Genomic DNA, 15,148 nt, shown 5'->3' on the forward strand with positions numbered 1-15,148 from the left:
TATAGGGGGGCGGAGTGCGGCGCTGGAGAGCCTTCGCGGCTGCTCGGAGACGTGTGAACGGGGCAGAGCCCGGTGACGGGGTGCGTCACCGGGCTCTGCGGGGAAGGGGCGGCGGAGCGGCTAGCCGTTGGCCAGTGCCTGTACGCGGTCGAGGGCCCCGTTGAAGTGGTTGTGGTCGCCCACCGTCGGGCCGGACGAGGTGTACTGCCAGATCGTGTAGTAGCCCCAGCCGGCCGGCAGCGTGCCGACCGTGGTGTTGTAACGGGCCACCCAGAGCGGGTTCGTGGCGCCGAAGCTCGCGTTGTTGCCCGTGCAGGACTGCCACCAGCTGGTCGCGGTGTAGATGACCGCGTCGCGACCGGTGCGCGCCTTGTAGGTGTTCACGAAGTCACGGATCCAGGAGACCATCCCGGCCGCGGTCTTCCCGTAGCACTGGTCGCCGTACGGGTTCCACTCGATGTCGAGCACGCCGGGCAGTGTCCTGCCGTCCTTGGACCAGCCGCCGCCGTGGTCCACGAAGTAGTTGGCCTGGGTGGCGCCGCTCGTGGTGTCCGGGGTGGCGAAGTGGTACGAACCGCGGATCATCCCCACGTTGTACGAGCCGTTGTACTGCTGGGCGAAGTACGGGTTCGTGTAGTACGTGCCCTCGGTGGCCTTGGTGTAGGCCCACTTCACGCCGCTGTTCCAGAGCGTCGACCAGGCGACGTTGCCCTGGTGGCTGCTCACGTCCACGCCTTCGGTCTGGACCGCGCGGGTGGTGGGCAGTCCGCCCTGGCCGTCGTGGGCGACGACACCCATGCCCATGGTGGCCGTGCCCCGGGCGGGTTTCGTGGGGTCTCCGGCGGTGGAGGCCGCGCCGGCGGCACCGGGCAGGGCGACGAGGAGGGAGAGAGCTGCGAGCAGAGTTCCCGCTGCGGCGAAGCGCGAGCGTCGGGCTGTCTTGGAGCCGGATCTGTGCACGGGCATTGCGTGCCTCCGAGGCCTTGGTGGGGGGATCTGCTGACCCGGGGCGCGACGGACGCACCCCTGGTGGCATGCCATGGTGTGAACATGCCATGCATGACGCTACGCACGTAGACCCGTGCGGCGGAAGAGGGCCTGGGCGGTGCCGTTGGTCTACTCCTGCGAAATACTGGTGGAGCTGCGGCGATGACCGGCGGCGAAAGAAACTTTCAGCGGCGGGAAAGCTCATGAGGGGTGTTGACGTGCACGGGAGCGAACGCGGGAGTGAACCCGGCACAACCGGCGAAAGTGGTGTGGACCACGAGTTCCTCGCCCTGGAGCTGGAGTTGGCGGTCTTCCTGCGCCGCGCGAGGGCCAACTCCGGGGAGATGGCACGCGAGGTGCACCCCGAACTGGAAGCGGCGGCCTACGGACTCTTCGTGCGTCTCGAATCGGCCGGGCGTCAGCGTGCCACCGACCTCGCCTCGTACTTCGGCGTCGGCAAAGCCACCATGAGCCGTCAACTGCGCGCCCTGGAGGTCCTCGGACTGGTGGCGCGCGAGCCGGACCCGGCCGACGGGCGGGCCTTCCTCGTCCATCTCACGGACGAGGGCCTCGCCCGCTTCCGCAGCGTCCGGGACGCACGCCGTGACCGCTATGTGCGCAAGCTCGCCGACTGGGACCGCGCCGAGGTCGCGGAGCTGGCCAGGCTGCTGCACCAGCTGAACGCCCGCGCCGAGAGCTGAGGCCGGCGGCCCGTCCGGTACGGCGCGGGACGGCTCACAGTTGCGCGTAGACCGCCGTCGCGTCGTCGTGCCGCTTGCTCCGCCGCAGGTACGTACGGTCCGTGTCCGCGTCCTCCAGGGCCCGGACCCGGTCGATCAGCCCCTGGGGGCCCTCCTTGTCGAGCACGCCGAGGCAGGCCGCCCAGTCGCCCTCCCCGAACATCTCCGTCCAGCGGCTCGCCCCGTCGGTCATCGCGGCGACCGCCCGCACCTCGGCGCGCGGCGTCCGTCCGGTGACCGCCCGGTCCGCAACGGCCGGGTCGGCGGCCGCGGTGAAGAAGCCGCCCTCCTTGTTCCGCACCTGCGCGTCGGCGATCGCGTCGGAGGCCAGCGAGCCCGGGGGCAGCCGGTCGAGACGGTCGTCCAGCAGGGCCCGGACGGCGCCCCCCGGCGACTCGAACAGCAGGACCGAGTCGGACAGCACCAGGTGCTCGATCTCCGTCTCGTCCCAACGCACCATGACGACGGTTGCCTGTGGTGTACGTACGTGAGAAAGGTCACACAGGGAACGGTGCGTGTCGCCGGTGCGCCGGATGGACTCCGCGAGGATCTCCCCAAGGGTCAGATCCCGCCGCGAACCCGACAGTTCGACCAGTGCGCCGCCCAGTCGTGCCGTGAACCAGGGGACCGAGTGTGCACAACCGTCGTCACCCCGCGGCGGGGTCACCCCGTCGAGCAGGACGAGCCCTCCACCCTGGCCGGAGGCGGGCAGGACGGTGGCGGCCCAGTCCTCGTTCGGGCGTCCGGCGAGGCCGGCGGCGGTGGCGAGTTCGATGCGCATGCGACCAGTCTCCACGATGCCTTCACGGAGCCTGCACGGACCGGGGGTTGGCCCGTACCAGCAGGTCAGGCGGGCGGTTGGAGCGGAAGGAATCACTCCGGGAAGTGTGCGGGCGGGCATCTTGCCAAAGCCTGCTCGGAAGATCCAGCCGGGCGTCCAGGTGTGCTGTCGGGGGCCCATGGGGAGACTTGTTCGCCAACTCCGGAGTGCGGTTCACTCGTTCGAGTGGCGGAGCGGTTGATGCGCGCCCCCCTCTCAAAAGCACTGGAATGGTCAGAAGCCGTACCAGGGGTCGGGGCGCTCGTTCACGTGACCGAGCGTCACCTCTGCTTCAAGGGCGGACGAGTCGAGATTGCGAGCACCGGTGCAGAAGAAGCGGCCTCGGAGCAAGGGCAGCAAGCACAGTGGTTCCGAGGGGGCGTCATCGGCGCCGGCTGAGAGCGGGCGCACCGTGCGCGTCCGCAGCCGGCTCGTCGCGGGCGTCGCGGTCGTCGGGATCACCGTCATAGCCGCAGGGGCGCCGGCGGCCCTGAGCGCTTCCTCCGACCTGACCGAGTCGCAGCGGCTGGTCGACCTCGCGGAACTGAACCAGCAGGCCATCGTGCTCGCGCACTCCCTCGCCGACGAGCGCGACGAGGTCACCGCCTTCATCGCCGCCGGCCGGGAGGGCAAGCCCGGTGCGAGCAGCGGTTCCGCGGGCAGCCGCAGCGCCCGTGTCGACCAGCAGGTGGACGAGATCCGGGACGCCGCCTCCGCGGTCCTGCGCCGCGACCTTTCCACCATTCCCTCCCTGCGCCGCGACGCCATCGGCGGCAAGGGAACGGCGCTGGAGGCCCACCAGGCGTACACCGAGGTCATCTCCAAGCTCCACGACCTCGCCGACGAACTCGCGGACAGCACCTCTCCGCGCGCCGCCGAAGCGGTCCGCGCCCCGCTCGCGCTGGGCCGGGCCACCGAACAGGCATCCGCCACCCGCGGGCTGCTGCTCGCCGCGCTCGCCGTCCCCCGCAAGGAGCCGGCCGCCCCGCAGACCGACCCGTTCACCGGCCTGCCGGTCCAGACCCAGGACGAGGGCGAGACCAAGGAGGACCGCACCCGTGACGCGCTGAGCGGTGCAGCCCAGCAGTCCCGGGTCGGCGAGCTCTCCGCCCTCGCGGACTTCGACCAGGCCGCCGGTGCCACCGCCCGCGACAAGCTGGCCACCACCGTGACCGGCCCCGAGGTCAACAGCGCGGAGAAGTACCTCGCCGCACTGACCGACCGCCCCGAACTCTCCGAATCCGACCAGAAGGTCAGCGAGAAGAAGCTCCAGGCGGCGCTCTCCGCGCGGATCGACCGGATGCGGGGCGTCGAGTCGGCCCTCGGCACCGCCCAGGTGCAGCGGCTCGGGGAACTGCGCGACGACGACGTCACGGCGCTCGAACTGCGGATCGCGCTCCTCGGCGGCTGTCTGCTCATCGCCGTCGGCGTCTCCACCGCTGTGGCCCGAACCCTCACCCAGCCGCTCGCCGTCCTGCGGATCGGCGCGGGGCGCCTCGCCGCCGAACCGGAGACGGCCGAACCCGTCCGCTACACCGGCCGCAACGACGAGTTCGCGCAGGTGGTCCGGTCCATCAACACCCTGCACGGCAGGCTGCACGGACTGCTCCACGAGTTCAACGGACGGTTCGAGAGCCTGGAGGGCGAACGCGCCGAACTGATCGCGGGCCGCGAGGCCCTCACGCTCCAGCGCGCCGAACTCCAGGTGCACACCGCCGATCTGAGCGCGCAACTGGAGAAGCTGAAGAACACCGTCCACCACACCTTCGTCAACCTGTCCCTGCGCACCCTCGGTCTCGTCGAGCGCCAGCTCGGTGTCATCGAGTCCCTGGAGGAGCGCGAGCAGGACCCGGAGCGGCTCAGCACGCTGTTCAAGCTCGACCACATGGCCACGGTCATGCGCCGCCACAGCGAGAACATGCTGGTCCTCGCGGGTGCCGACCACGGGCACGGGCACCCCGGACCGATCCCGCTGGTCGACGTGGCGCGTGCCGCGGTCAGTGAGATCGAGCGGTACGAGCGGGTCACCATCCAGTCCCTGCCGCCGCACGCCCAGATCGCCGGGTTCGCCGCCGACGACCTCAGCCACCTCGTCGCCGAGCTCCTGGAGAACGCCACCTCGTTCTCCCCGCCGGACTCCCACGTCCAGCTCTCCGGCTGGCTCCTGGAGACCGGTGAGGTGATGCTCTCCGTGCAGGACGAGGGCATCGGTATGTCGTCCGTACGGATGGGCGAGCTCAACATCCGCCTCGGCGACCCGTCGCTCTTCGAGGCGGGTGAACAGAGCGCGGACGGGGCCGGTCTCGGTCTCCAGGTGACCTCGCTGCTCGCCGCGCGCCACGGCGTACGGGTCCAGCTGCGCGAGCAGAAGGGCAGCGGGGTGACCGCGGTCGTCGTGCTGCCCCAGGCCCTGCTCCCGAAGGCGCCCCCCGCCGCGACCCCGCCGCCGGTCACGGCCATCGGGGACGCGCCCACGCTGAACCTCCCCGGATCGGTCGCCGAGGCCAACTCCAACGCCCTGCCGCGCCGCACCCTCGCGCTCCCCGGCGATCCGCTGATCGCGGCCGCCGAGCAGACGATCGCCGAGAACGGCACGACGGCTGTTCCCACGCCCGGCCCGGCCGCCGGGACCCAGGCCGGGAACCCCACCCCGGCCGTCCCCGACCACGCACCGCCGGTCGCGCCCGAGCCGGAGAGCGGCCCGGCGCCGCAGCCCTCCGCGGTCGCCCCGGACCCCGGGTCCGTACCGCCCGCGGAGACCGAGGCCGAGACCACGATGCAGGTCCGGCTCCCACGGGTGCCGGAATTCGAGGACGTGCCGGAGTTCACGCACGCCCCCACCTTCGGGGACGGCCCGGAGCCCACGACCGCCGCCGGCCCGTACGCCATCGGCCCCGACCGCCACGAGCGCACCGCCGACGAGAGCGTTCAGCCGCAGGCCGCCCCGGCCCCGGCACCGGCCGCCCCCGCGCCCGTCGCGACCCCCGTGGCCGACGCGCTGCCCGGGCCGCGCCACCCGGAGCCGGAGGCCCGGCCCCAGCCCGGGCGGATCACCGACAAGGGGCTGCCCAAGCGCACCCCCAAGGTCGTCAGGCCCGCGTCGGCCCCCGCCCCCGAGCGCACCGGCAGCGTCGACAAGGAGGCCCTGCGACGCCGGCTCGGCGGCTTCCACCAGGGCGCGAAGGACGGCCGCCGGGACGTCGAGGCTGAGATCGCCGAGGCCACCGGCCCGGCCGGAGTCACCACACGTACCGAACACACTGAGCAGGCCGGCCGTACCGATGTCCGGACCGGAGAGACGGGGGACACAGTCGAGGAGGCACGCAGTTGACTGCGCCCAGCACATTCGGGCTGAGCACCGAGGCCCGGAACCTTCACTGGTTGCTGAGCAATCTGGTGGAGGAGGTGCCAGGGGTCCACTCGGTCACCGTTGTCTCGTCCGACGGACTCATGCTGCTCTCCTCCGACCCCGGCCACCAGAGCGCCCCGGCGGCAGGCCGGCAGGGCGGCCCCCGGGGCTCCAGCGCCGATCTGGCCACCATCGTCTCCGGGATCGGCAGCCTCACCGTCGGCGCCGCGAAGCTGATGGACGGCGGCGGCGTCAAGCAGACCATGGTCGCCATGGACGAGGGCAGCGTCTTCGTCATGTCGATCAGTGACGGTTCGCTGCTCGGTGTGCACGCCACACCCGACTGCGACATGAGCGTCATCGCCTACCACATGGCGCTCTTCGTCGGCCGTGCCGGACACGTACTCACCCCCGAACTCCGCAGTGAGCTGCGCAAATCGATGGAGAGCGCCCAGTGACCCACGCTGCTGCTGAACCCGCCCGCAGGCTCCCCGTGCGCGGAGCCGACAAGCGGCCCGCGCGGGTGCGCCCGTATTCGCTCACCGGTGGCCGGACCCGCTTCGGTCATGTCCTGCTCGTCGAGACCTTCGTCGCCGCGCTCGAAGCCCCCGACGAGCGCCGCGAACTGACCAACGGCAACCTGGCCTCGCGCGTCATGCCGGAGCTCCAGGCCATCGTCGAGATCTGCCGGCGGATGCGTACCGTCGCGGAGATCTCCGCCCTGCTGAAGATGCCGCTGGGTGTGGTCAGGGTGCTCCTCAGCGACTTGGCCGACCAGGGAAAGATCCGCGTGTACGGAACCGGTCACGGAACCGGTCAGCCCGACCGCGCACTGCTCGAAAGGGTGCTCAATGGACTCCGTCGTCTCTGAGTCGCCGCTGTTCGCCCCGCGCCAGCCGGGGCCGAAGGACCAGGCCGAGGAGTCACTGCAGGCCTGGCAGCTCGACCGCACCAGGGCTCCGATCGCCACGAAGATAGTGGTCGCGGGCGGCTTCGGCGTGGGCAAGACCACCTTCGTGGGCTCGGTCTCCGAGATCACCCCGCTGAAGACCGAAGCGATGATGACCCAGGCCAGCGAGGAGACCGACGACCTCAGCGCGACGCCCGACAAGGTCACCACGACCGTCGCCATGGACTTCGGCCGTCTCACGCTCGACGACGACCTCGTGCTGTACGTCTTCGGCACGCCGGGACAGCAGCGCTTCTGGTTCATGTGGGACGACCTCGTGCGCGGCGCGATCGGCGCGGTCGTGATGGCCGACACCCGTCGGCTCGCCGACTGCTTCCCCGCCCTCGACTACTTCGAGAGCTGCGGACTTCCGTACATCGTGGCCGTCAACCACTTCGAGGGAACGCCCGGGTTCGAGGCCGAGGACGTCCGGGAGGCCCTGACCGTTCCTCCGCACGTGCCTGTTGTGATCATGGACGCGCGTAACAGGATCACCGTCGTCGAGTCCCTGCTGGCCCTTGTCGGCCATGCTCTCGACGCCACCCCGGCCTAAGGGCTGTCCCGCAGGGGGGCACCGCAGATCTTGCAGGGTCGAGATCATCAGCTCCCTCCCAGCTCGCCGTCACACACACAACGGAGAACCGCGATGCGGAAGATACTCATAGTCGGAGCCGGCCAGTCCGGGCTCCAGCTCGCCCTCGGACTGCAGTCCAGAGGCTACGAAGTCACCCTCATGTCCAACCGCACGGCCGACGAGATCCGCTCCGGCCGGGTCATGTCGACGCAGTGCATGTTCCACACGGCGCTCCAGCACGAGCGGGACTACCAGCTCAACTTCTGGGAGTCCCAGGCCCCGCGGATCGAGGGTCTCGGCGTCTCGGTCGCCGCCCCCGACTCCTCCCGCGCCATCGACTGGGTCGGCAAGCTGGACGGTTTCGCCCAGTCCGTGGACCAGCGCGTGAAGATGGCGGGCTGGATGGAGACCTTCGCCCAGCGCGGCGGACAGCTCGTCATCCACGGAGCGGCCGTCTCCGACCTGGACTACTTCTCCCGGACCTACGACCTGGTGATGGTCTCGGCCGGCAAGGGCGAGCTGGTCTCCATGTTCGGCCGGGACGCGTCCCGTTCGCCGTACGACGCCCCGCAGCGCGCCCTGGCCGTCGCGTACGTCCACGGCATGGGCCCGCGCCCCGAGCACCCCGACTTCGACGCCGTCCGCTGCAACCTGGTCCCGGGCGTCGGCGAGCTCTTCGTGATGCCGACCCTGACCACGTCGGGCCGTGCCGACATCCTGTTCTGGGAGGGCGTCCCGGGCGGACCGCTCGACGCCTTCCAGGGCATCAAGGACCCCTCGGAGCACCTCGCCAAGACGCTGGAGCTCATGGAGCGGTTCACCCCCTGGGAGTATGCGCGCGCCACCAAGGTCGAACTGACCGACGCCAACGGCACCCTCGCGGGCCGTTACGCCCCGACCGTCCGCAAGCCCATCGGCCGGCTGCCCGGCGGCGGCCTGGTGCTGGGCGTGGCGGACGTCGTCGTGGCCAACGACCCGATCACCGGCCAGGGCTCCAACTCGGCGTCCAAGTGCGCGAACGCCTACCTGGACTCGATCATCGAGCACGGCGACGGAGAGTTCGACGCGGCGTGGATGCAGGCCACCTTCGACCGTTACTGGGAGACCGCCCAGCACGTCACGAAGTGGACGAACGCCATGCTCGGCGCTCCGCCGGAGCACGTGCTGAACCTGATCGGCGCCGCCGGCCAGCTCCAGCCGGTCGCCGACCGCTTCGCCAACGGGTTCAACAACCCGGCGGACTTCGAGAACTTCTTCTTCGAGCCGGAGAAGACGAACGCCTACCTGGCCTCGGTGTCCGGGGCCTGAGCCTCGCGCACTACCTGATCGCACCGGCCGGGCCGGGCACCGTCGGATCCTCCGCCGGGCCCGGCCCGGCCGCGTTCGGTGCGGGGGCTACTCGTCAGGTGCCGAGGTGTCGCCGTATCCCTCGTCGGAGCCCTCGGACGCCCCCTCGGGAAGCTCCGGCGTCCTGTACGTGGTCAGCGGCGCGCTCTCCGGATCCGGGCGGACGGCGCCCAGCAGCGGGTTCGACGCCAGGGGCGAGACCTTGACCCGGGAGCCGGGCCGCGGCGCCTGCACCACCAGGCCGTTGCCGATGTACAGCGCCACGTGCGTGGCCTTCGGGAAGTAGATCACCAGGTCACCCGGCCGCAGGGCGCTCACCGGCACCTTGCGCAGCTGCCGCCACTGCTCCTGCGAGGTACGGGGAATCGTGCGGCCGGCACGCGCCCAGGCCTGCGAGGTGAGTCCGGAGCAGTCGAAGGAACCCGGTCCTTCCGCGCCCCACACGTACGGCTTGCCGATCTGCTCGATCGCGTACCGGACCGCCTCGCCGCCCTGGGCGGTCGCCGGCCGGGCCGAGGACAGCGCGCCCGAGGCCACCAGCGCGTCCTGGGCCTTGTCCGTACCCTCCTGTTCGAGGCGGGAGAGCTCGGCGAGCTGGTCCGCGGAGAGAGTGGCGAGCAGCCCCTCGACCTGTTTCAGCCGGGCCCGGACCGTGTCGCGTTCCTTCTTCTGCCGCGTGGCCAGGACCTGTTGCCGGTCCAGGACCTTGCGGGACGCCTTCGCCAGGGCGGCGGCATGCTTCTCCGCGCCGCCGAGGCGCTTCATGGCCGCCACCCGGCCGGCCGCCAGCCGCTGGACGACCTGGCCCTGGTCCAGGGCGTACTCGGGATCGCGCATCAGCAGCAGCCGCAGATACGCGGAGAGGTCGGACCGGCCCTGGTACTGCTCACGGGCCAGCCGCCCGGCGGCGTCGCGACCGCGGGACAGCGAGAGCCGGGCGGTGACGAGGGCGGCGTCCAGCTTCCTCGCCTCCGCGGTCCGCTTCTTCAGCTCGGCCGCCGTCCCGTTGTACGTCTCGGTGGCCTCCTCGGTCTGCTGGTACAGCCGCTGGAGTTCGTTCAGCAGTCCGGAGACGCCGCCGGGCGCAGCTTCGGGGCCGGGGGCCGGGGCGGCGGGATCCTCGGAGCCGGGCGACGGGGCAGGCGAGGGGGCCGCGACGGCTACGGCCGGGGAGGTCACGACGACGGCGGCCAGCGCCGCCGTGCCGAGGGAGCGCAAGAGTTTGCCCGACACGACACCACCTCCGAAAACGGGGTGAATCGTGCGACTACCCCATGAGTGAGCGCAATTCCTCCATACGCTCACTCACCGTCAGGTGATGCAAGAACCCCCGCGCGTGGCGGCGGGCCGGTTCCCCCGGAAGGCGGCGGGCCGGGCACCCGGGTTCTGCCCGCGTCCCCGGTCAGGCGACGGGGAACGCGTAGACCACGCGGTCGCGCCGGACGAGTGCGCTCCTGCCGTAGGCCAGCACCTGGTACCGGGCGGTGACGGTCGCCCCCTTCGGGTCCTGGGTCCCGATGTCCTGGAACTTCCAGAGCCGCCGCCCGTCGGCTGCCGCGAACGCGGTGACCTGCCCGGGGTCCGCCGCGAGCAGCGTGCTGCCCGAGCCGCTGACCGTGACCGTGGGAGCCGATCCGCCGGCCACCGCCTCGGTGGACCGCCTCCAGCGCAGCCGCCCCGTCGCCCGGTCGACCACGCCCACTTCCTGGTTGCTGTTGGTGGTGTGCAGCAGCGCAGCGGCCTCGACGGAGGTCCCGAAGAAGGAACCCGGCGTGCCGTTCAGCGTCCACTTCGGCCGGCCGCCGGGGGTCTCGAAGGCCCGCAGGTCGTCCCCGACCGCCGCGTACAGCACGCCGTCCGTGTCTCCCACGGCCGCCGCGTCCGGGGTGACCGTGCCGACGGCCTTGGCCCACTGCTGCTTCCCGGTCGTCCGGTCGAAGCTGCGGAAGAGGGCCTTGCCCTTGGCAGCCTTCACATCGGCGGGGGTGAGCGTCAGCCGGTCCTGTCGTACGACGACGGCGTCCGGCCGGACCGCCACCAGGCGGTACACGGGAGCGACCGGGCCGCGGCCGGTGGGCACGGGCGTCCGCCACAGCTCCTTGCGCTGCTCGATGTCGTACCCGAACAGGTACGACTTGACGACCTGTCTGTCCTTGCCGGGCTTCTTGCCCTTCTTGGGCTTCGGGGCCTTCACGGTGACCTCGTGCGAACCGGTGAACCAGAGGTTCGCACCTGACGATCCGACGAGGGTGCGCACCGACAGGTGCGGAGCGCCCTCGAACCCGTCGGCGTACGCCACCCGGTGGGCCACCTTGCCGTCCTTCGCGGACAGCCACAGGAACTCGGACGGCCCGGCGACGAAGCAGTACTCCTTGCCGGCGGCCAGGGCGGCCTGGCCCTTGGCGGCGTCCGGGCTCTCCCAGATCCGGCGCCCGGTGTTCAGATCGACGGCGGACGCATGCGTCTCACCGGTCAGGACCAGCAGCCGTTCGTTCCAGAGCGCGGCGGTGAGGGGGGCCGGCTCGGACGCCGGGTGGGTGTAGATCCAGCGCGGCTGCGGAGGCAGCCCGGCGACGACGGGCCGGCTGGGGCTCGGTGCGGGCTTGGCGTCGACCGTGGGCTCGGAGTCGTCACCGGACCCGAGCGCGAGCACCCCGCCGCCGCCGACCAGGAGACCGGCGGCCCCCGCGGCGGCTCCGATGAGCAGGGTCCGGCGGTCGACGGAGGCGCGTCCGGCGGGGGCCGGGGCAGTGGCGGCGGGCAGGGGTGCCTCGGGCCCGGCGGGGGGCAGAGCCCGGGGCAGCGGGTGCGGGGCCGGAGCTGCGGCGGGGGCACCCGCCGGCTGCCCGGGCAGTTCGGCCGGCATGGCGAGCTGGGTGGTCACCCGGTCGGGCCGCGGGGCCTGGTGGTCGATGACCCCCAACTGTGCGGTCCTGGTGTCGTGGTGGGGCGTCAGGGGGCCGGGCGGGGGCGTGGGGCCCTGCGTCAGGTCCTCGGAGGCGGCGGGGACGGCGTCCTGCACGCCGGCGGAGTCCCCCACAGCCGAGGCGCCCTCGCCGGCGGCAGGGGGCCCGGCGACCGGCTGCCGGGCCCGGGCACTCTGTTCGGCCAGGGCCGCCACCAGCGGTTCCGGCAGCCAGCCGCCCTTGGCCAGCCCGGCCGCACCCTCCAGGGCCAGTTCCGCCGCCACCGCCCCGGCGGTGGGACGGTCGGCAGGGTCCTTCGCCAGGCAGCGGGCGACCAGCTCACGCAACGCGTCCGGCACCGCGTCCAGCCGGGGTTCGCTGTGCGCGATCCGTTCGGCGGCCTCGGCGGCCGGGCCGTCCGCCAGCGGGGTGCTGCCCGTCGCCGCGTACGCGAGCAGCAGGCCCAGCACGAAGAGGTCGGAAGCGGGACCGGCCTCCTGGCCCGCGACCTGTTCCGGGGTCAGGTAGCCGAGCCGTACGGACAGCTGGCCGCCCGGCCGGGCCTCGGCGTCGGCGGCCGCGCCCAGCGGCCCGAACGCGGTGAGCCGTGGCCCGTCCTCCGCCAGCAGCACGGTCCTGGGGGCGAGGCCCTGCAGCACGGCCCCCGTCGCATGGACCCGGGACAGCGTTTCGGCGACGCCCGCGCCCAGTATCCGCACGGCACGTTCGGGGAGCGGACCGTGGAGGTCGACGGCCTCGGCGAGGGTCAGCGCCGGCACGTACACCGACGCCGTCCACAGCAGGTCGTCGTCCTCGGATCCACCGTCAGGGGTGTCCAGCCGCGCCTCCACCCAGCCGCCGGCCAGGCGGTCGGCGGTGCGTGCCTCCGCGTGGAACCGCCGCCGGAACGCGGGCAGTGCGGCCAGCGCGGGCCGGGCCGCGGTGATCACGACGAGGTCGTCGGGGTCCGGCCCGTGCGCGAGGTAGTGGACCGCGGCGGCCGTCTCACGGAACCGCACCAGCACCGTGTACGGGCCGAAGCGGCGTGGATCGTCCTGACGCAGCGCCTCCATGGCGCACCCCCTTGTGACCGTCCCTCGGACCAGTCCGCCGATCTTAGGACGTCCGGCCCCCGGGGCCCCATTCCGCCCCGGACGTCTTACTCCGACTTCGACCAGGGCCACTTGGGACGGTGGCGTTCGCGGCCGTCCGGGGCGTATTCGTACACCCAGCCCCGCTGGATCCGCAGCCGCCTGGTGTATCCGGCCGGGACCCTCCGGTACGCGTACACGGTGGCCGGCCCGCCGTCGGCGGCCGGGACCGGGACCTCGTACCACTTGGGCGGGTGGCCGGTGGCGCCGACCAGGACGGGCAGGGCCCGGCCGTCCATCGGGCCGCCGGTGAAGGTGACGTTCTCGCTTCTCACCGCTCCAGTCTGACCGATCGGTCCGGCGGCAGCAGATGCGCCGCAGCGCCGATCAGCGGCGCCAGCCGGTCCGCCAGCCGGCCTGCCGGTCCGGCCGCCGTCTCCAGGGGCAGCAGTTCCGCCACCGCGGACGCGGTCTCCGGGTCGGTGGCCGCGGTGACGGCGAGGAGACCGATGAACTGGTCGACGAGCCAGTCGCGCAGGTCGCGGGCGGCGGGCTGCTTGCCCTCGTCCAGCCAGATCAGCGACGCCGCCTCGACGGCGGCGATCCAGGTTCGCACCATCATCCGCAGCCGCGGGGCGGGTTCGCTGTCCTCTCCCCGGCCCAGGTGCAGGAGGATCTGCTCGGCCGCCGAGCGCCGTACCTCGTCGACGATCGTGCTCGTACGGGACGTCTCGGCGACGCTGCCGCCACGCAGCAGCGCGCTGAAGCCGGCGTCGTGCTCGTCGACGAAGGCGAGGTAGCGGTCGAGTACGCGTGTCACCCGCTCCGTGGGCGGCCCCACGGCCGGTTCGGCGAAGCACAGCTTCAGCTGTTCCGCGGCGGACCTGAGCGCCGCCTCGTACAACTGCTGACGCCCGCCGGGGAAGTAGCGGTAGACCAGCGGGCGCGACACCCCGGCCACCGTCGCGACCTCGTCGAGCGAGACCTCGTCGGGGGCCCGGTGCGCGAAGAGGGTGAGCGCCGCACCGAGGAGCTGCGTGCGGCGCTCCTCGACGCTGAGCCTTCGGTACGCACGGCTGGGCGGCGCGGCTGCGGCAGGGGTCATACCGGCCAGCCTAAGGGCTGTCCCGCAATTCCTGGCGGGCGCACGACGACAGCTACGGCACCTCTCCGCGTTGTCGAAACGCCCGAATACGTCCAGTATGCGGGCGTCTCTCCGCCTTGCGATGCACCGCATCTGACGCCGCGCGCTGATCCACCAGGAATTGCGGGACAGCCCTTAGGGCCTCCCGTGCGGATCACGCCGGGTGCGAGGGTGTCTCTCCTGTGGATCATGCCTGGTCAGGCCAGCAGGCCCGAGTTCTTCCACAGCCTGCGTCCCACTCCGTTGAGGACCCCGATGTCGTCGAAGAAGTCCGTCAGCCGCTTGGCGCCCGACTGCATGACCTCCGCCCGGTGGCCACTGGCCTTCACCTGGGCGACGGCCTCCTGCGGGTCCAGGCCGACGTGCGCGTACACCTGCGGGTTGACGAAGCAGACGGAGAAGACGCGGGCGGCCTCCCCGCAGCTCACCCGGGTGAGCTCGCGCTCCCATCGCGGGGCGGTCACCATCTGGCGGCGCAACTCCTCGCGGGCGTAGCGGACGTGCCGGGCCTCCTCGACCACATGGATGCGGGTCACGCCGCGCACCAGGGTCTGGACGCGCTCGTCGGGGAAGGTCAGGCGCTGCATCCAGTCGAGGATCTCCTCGCCGAGCAGCGTCGCCGCGAACGAACCGGGCGTCGTGGAGACGGTCTTCAGGACGCGGGCCAGATTGTGGTAGCGGCGCGGCACGGGGTAGCAGGGCGTGCCGCCCCAGGTGATCATCCGGCCGAACATCATCGAGTGCCGGCACTCGTCGGCTATCTCGGTGAGGGCGTAGCGGACGTGGTTGCTGACCACCGGCTTGTCGTAGATGTGGCGGACCAGCAGCTGCATGAGGATGATCTCGAACCAGATGCCGAGCGAGGCGAGCGAGGCGGCCTCGTGCCGGGCCAGTTCCTGCCGCTGCTCCTGCGACATCCTCCTCCACATCGGGGTGTCGTAGAGGGAGATCAGCTCGGGCGGCCAGAACCACTTGCCGTCCTCGACCGGTGAGTCCCAGTCGAGCTCCTTGTCCGGGTCGAACGAGTGCTTGGCGGAGGCCTCCAGCAGCCGTTCGGCGATCTGCTCGCGGTCGCGGAGGGGGCCGAGTGCGTCGCGGAGCAACTGCACATCGCGTTCGGTCACGGTCGTCATGGCTGGACGTGCCTCTCCCATGGGTTACCGACGGTCACTCTCTATGAGACTGCTTGTCAGCAAGGCCGTCAATCCCTTGCGTACGACTTGTTGACCCGGCGTCTACCA

Annotated in this window: 13 protein-coding genes; 6 read left to right on the forward strand and 7 right to left on the reverse strand. The window is 71.9% G+C overall.

Annotated elements, in window-relative coordinates:
* Positions 1-120: 120 nt before the first annotated feature.
* Complete coding sequence (locus tag ABZ434_RS09350) at positions 121-966, reverse strand: lysozyme (protein WP_359133397.1); 846 nt, start codon at positions 964-966, stop codon at positions 121-123.
* Positions 967-1,190: 224 nt separating this feature from the next.
* On the opposite strand from ABZ434_RS09350, the gene ABZ434_RS09355 reads away from it, so the two are divergent.
* On the forward strand, positions 1,191-1,688 hold the full coding sequence (locus ABZ434_RS09355) for a MarR family transcriptional regulator (protein WP_359133399.1): 498 nt from the start codon (positions 1,191-1,193) through the stop codon (positions 1,686-1,688).
* 34 nt (positions 1,689-1,722) lie between these two features.
* Here ABZ434_RS09355 and ABZ434_RS09360 read toward each other — a convergent pair whose 3' ends face one another.
* Positions 1,723-2,508 (reverse strand): hypothetical protein, encoded by a 786-nt coding sequence (locus ABZ434_RS09360; RefSeq protein ID WP_359133401.1) that lies wholly within the window; start codon positions 2,506-2,508, stop codon positions 1,723-1,725.
* Between the two features lie 364 nt (positions 2,509-2,872).
* Between ABZ434_RS09360 and ABZ434_RS09365 the strand changes: the two genes are divergently transcribed.
* From ABZ434_RS09365 to ABZ434_RS09385, 5 genes are all read left to right on the forward strand, one after another.
* A complete protein-coding gene (locus tag ABZ434_RS09365) occupies positions 2,873-5,878 on the forward strand; it encodes a nitrate- and nitrite sensing domain-containing protein (protein ID WP_359133403.1) in 3,006 nt (1,001 codons plus the stop codon).
* Entirely contained in the window at positions 5,875-6,354 is a 480-nt protein-coding gene (locus tag ABZ434_RS09370; RefSeq protein WP_359133405.1) for a roadblock/LC7 domain-containing protein, read from the forward strand. The genes ABZ434_RS09365 and ABZ434_RS09370 overlap by 4 nt, the downstream gene beginning before the upstream one ends.
* Positions 6,351-6,767 carry a DUF742 domain-containing protein gene (locus ABZ434_RS09375; RefSeq protein WP_148020703.1) on the forward strand — a complete coding sequence of 139 codons (417 nt, stop codon included), beginning with the start codon at positions 6,351-6,353 and terminating at the stop codon, positions 6,765-6,767. Before ABZ434_RS09370 ends, ABZ434_RS09375 begins: the two co-directional genes overlap by 4 nt.
* Positions 6,748-7,398: an ATP/GTP-binding protein gene (locus ABZ434_RS09380; protein ID WP_148020704.1), complete on the forward strand. Its 651-nt coding sequence runs from the start codon at positions 6,748-6,750 to the stop codon at positions 7,396-7,398. Before ABZ434_RS09375 ends, ABZ434_RS09380 begins: the two co-directional genes overlap by 20 nt.
* A gap of 93 nt (positions 7,399-7,491) precedes the next feature.
* Entirely contained in the window at positions 7,492-8,727 is a 1,236-nt protein-coding gene (locus ABZ434_RS09385; protein WP_359133408.1) for a styrene monooxygenase/indole monooxygenase family protein, read from the forward strand.
* Between the two features lie 87 nt (positions 8,728-8,814).
* On the opposite strand, the gene ABZ434_RS09390 is transcribed toward ABZ434_RS09385, so the two are convergent.
* The 5 genes from ABZ434_RS09390 to ABZ434_RS09410 all read right to left on the reverse strand — a co-directional run bounded on the left by ABZ434_RS09390 (position 8,815) and on the right by ABZ434_RS09410 (position 15,040).
* Positions 8,815-9,999 (reverse strand): NlpC/P60 family protein, encoded by a 1,185-nt coding sequence (locus ABZ434_RS09390; protein WP_359133410.1) that lies wholly within the window; start codon positions 9,997-9,999, stop codon positions 8,815-8,817.
* A 169-nt stretch (positions 10,000-10,168) separates the two neighbouring features.
* Positions 10,169-12,745, reverse strand: a complete 2,577-nt coding sequence (locus tag ABZ434_RS09395; protein WP_359133412.1) for a PQQ-binding-like beta-propeller repeat protein — start codon at positions 12,743-12,745, stop codon at positions 10,169-10,171.
* An 86-nt stretch (positions 12,746-12,831) separates the two neighbouring features.
* Positions 12,832-13,098 (reverse strand): hypothetical protein, encoded by a 267-nt coding sequence (locus ABZ434_RS09400; RefSeq protein ID WP_359133414.1) that lies wholly within the window; start codon positions 13,096-13,098, stop codon positions 12,832-12,834.
* Positions 13,095-13,868, reverse strand: coding sequence for a TetR/AcrR family transcriptional regulator (locus ABZ434_RS09405; RefSeq protein WP_359133416.1), 774 nt, complete (start codon positions 13,866-13,868; stop codon positions 13,095-13,097). Before ABZ434_RS09405 ends, ABZ434_RS09400 begins: the two co-directional genes overlap by 4 nt.
* A gap of 236 nt (positions 13,869-14,104) precedes the next feature.
* Positions 14,105-15,040: a diiron oxygenase gene (locus ABZ434_RS09410; RefSeq protein ID WP_359133418.1), complete on the reverse strand. Its 936-nt coding sequence runs from the start codon at positions 15,038-15,040 to the stop codon at positions 14,105-14,107.
* Positions 15,041-15,148: the final 108 nt, after the last annotated feature.

The organism is Streptomyces sp. NPDC005761, assembly GCF_040630635.1.
Lineage (GTDB): Bacteria > Actinomycetota > Actinomycetes > Streptomycetales > Streptomycetaceae > Streptomyces.

What these genes read in the sequence shown, in the direction of transcription:
- ABZ434_RS09350 (WP_359133397.1), bottom strand. Translation starts at nt 966, where the DNA reads ATGCCCGTGCACAGATCCGGCTCCAAGACAGCCCGACGCTCGCGCTTC.
- ABZ434_RS09355 (WP_359133399.1), top strand. Translation starts at nt 1,191, where the DNA reads ATGAGGGGTGTTGACGTGCACGGGAGCGAACGCGGGAGTGAACCCGGC.
- ABZ434_RS09360 (WP_359133401.1), bottom strand. Translation starts at nt 2,508, where the DNA reads ATGCGCATCGAACTCGCCACCGCCGCCGGCCTCGCCGGACGCCCGAAC.
- ABZ434_RS09380 (WP_148020704.1), top strand. Translation starts at nt 6,748, where the DNA reads ATGGACTCCGTCGTCTCTGAGTCGCCGCTGTTCGCCCCGCGCCAGCCG.
- ABZ434_RS09385 (WP_359133408.1), top strand. Translation starts at nt 7,492, where the DNA reads ATGCGGAAGATACTCATAGTCGGAGCCGGCCAGTCCGGGCTCCAGCTC.
- ABZ434_RS09395 (WP_359133412.1), bottom strand. Translation starts at nt 12,745, where the DNA reads ATGGAGGCGCTGCGTCAGGACGATCCACGCCGCTTCGGCCCGTACACG.
- ABZ434_RS09405 (WP_359133416.1), bottom strand. Translation starts at nt 13,868, where the DNA reads ATGACCCCTGCCGCAGCCGCGCCGCCCAGCCGTGCGTACCGAAGGCTC.
- ABZ434_RS09410 (WP_359133418.1), bottom strand. Translation starts at nt 15,040, where the DNA reads ATGACGACCGTGACCGAACGCGATGTGCAGTTGCTCCGCGACGCACTC.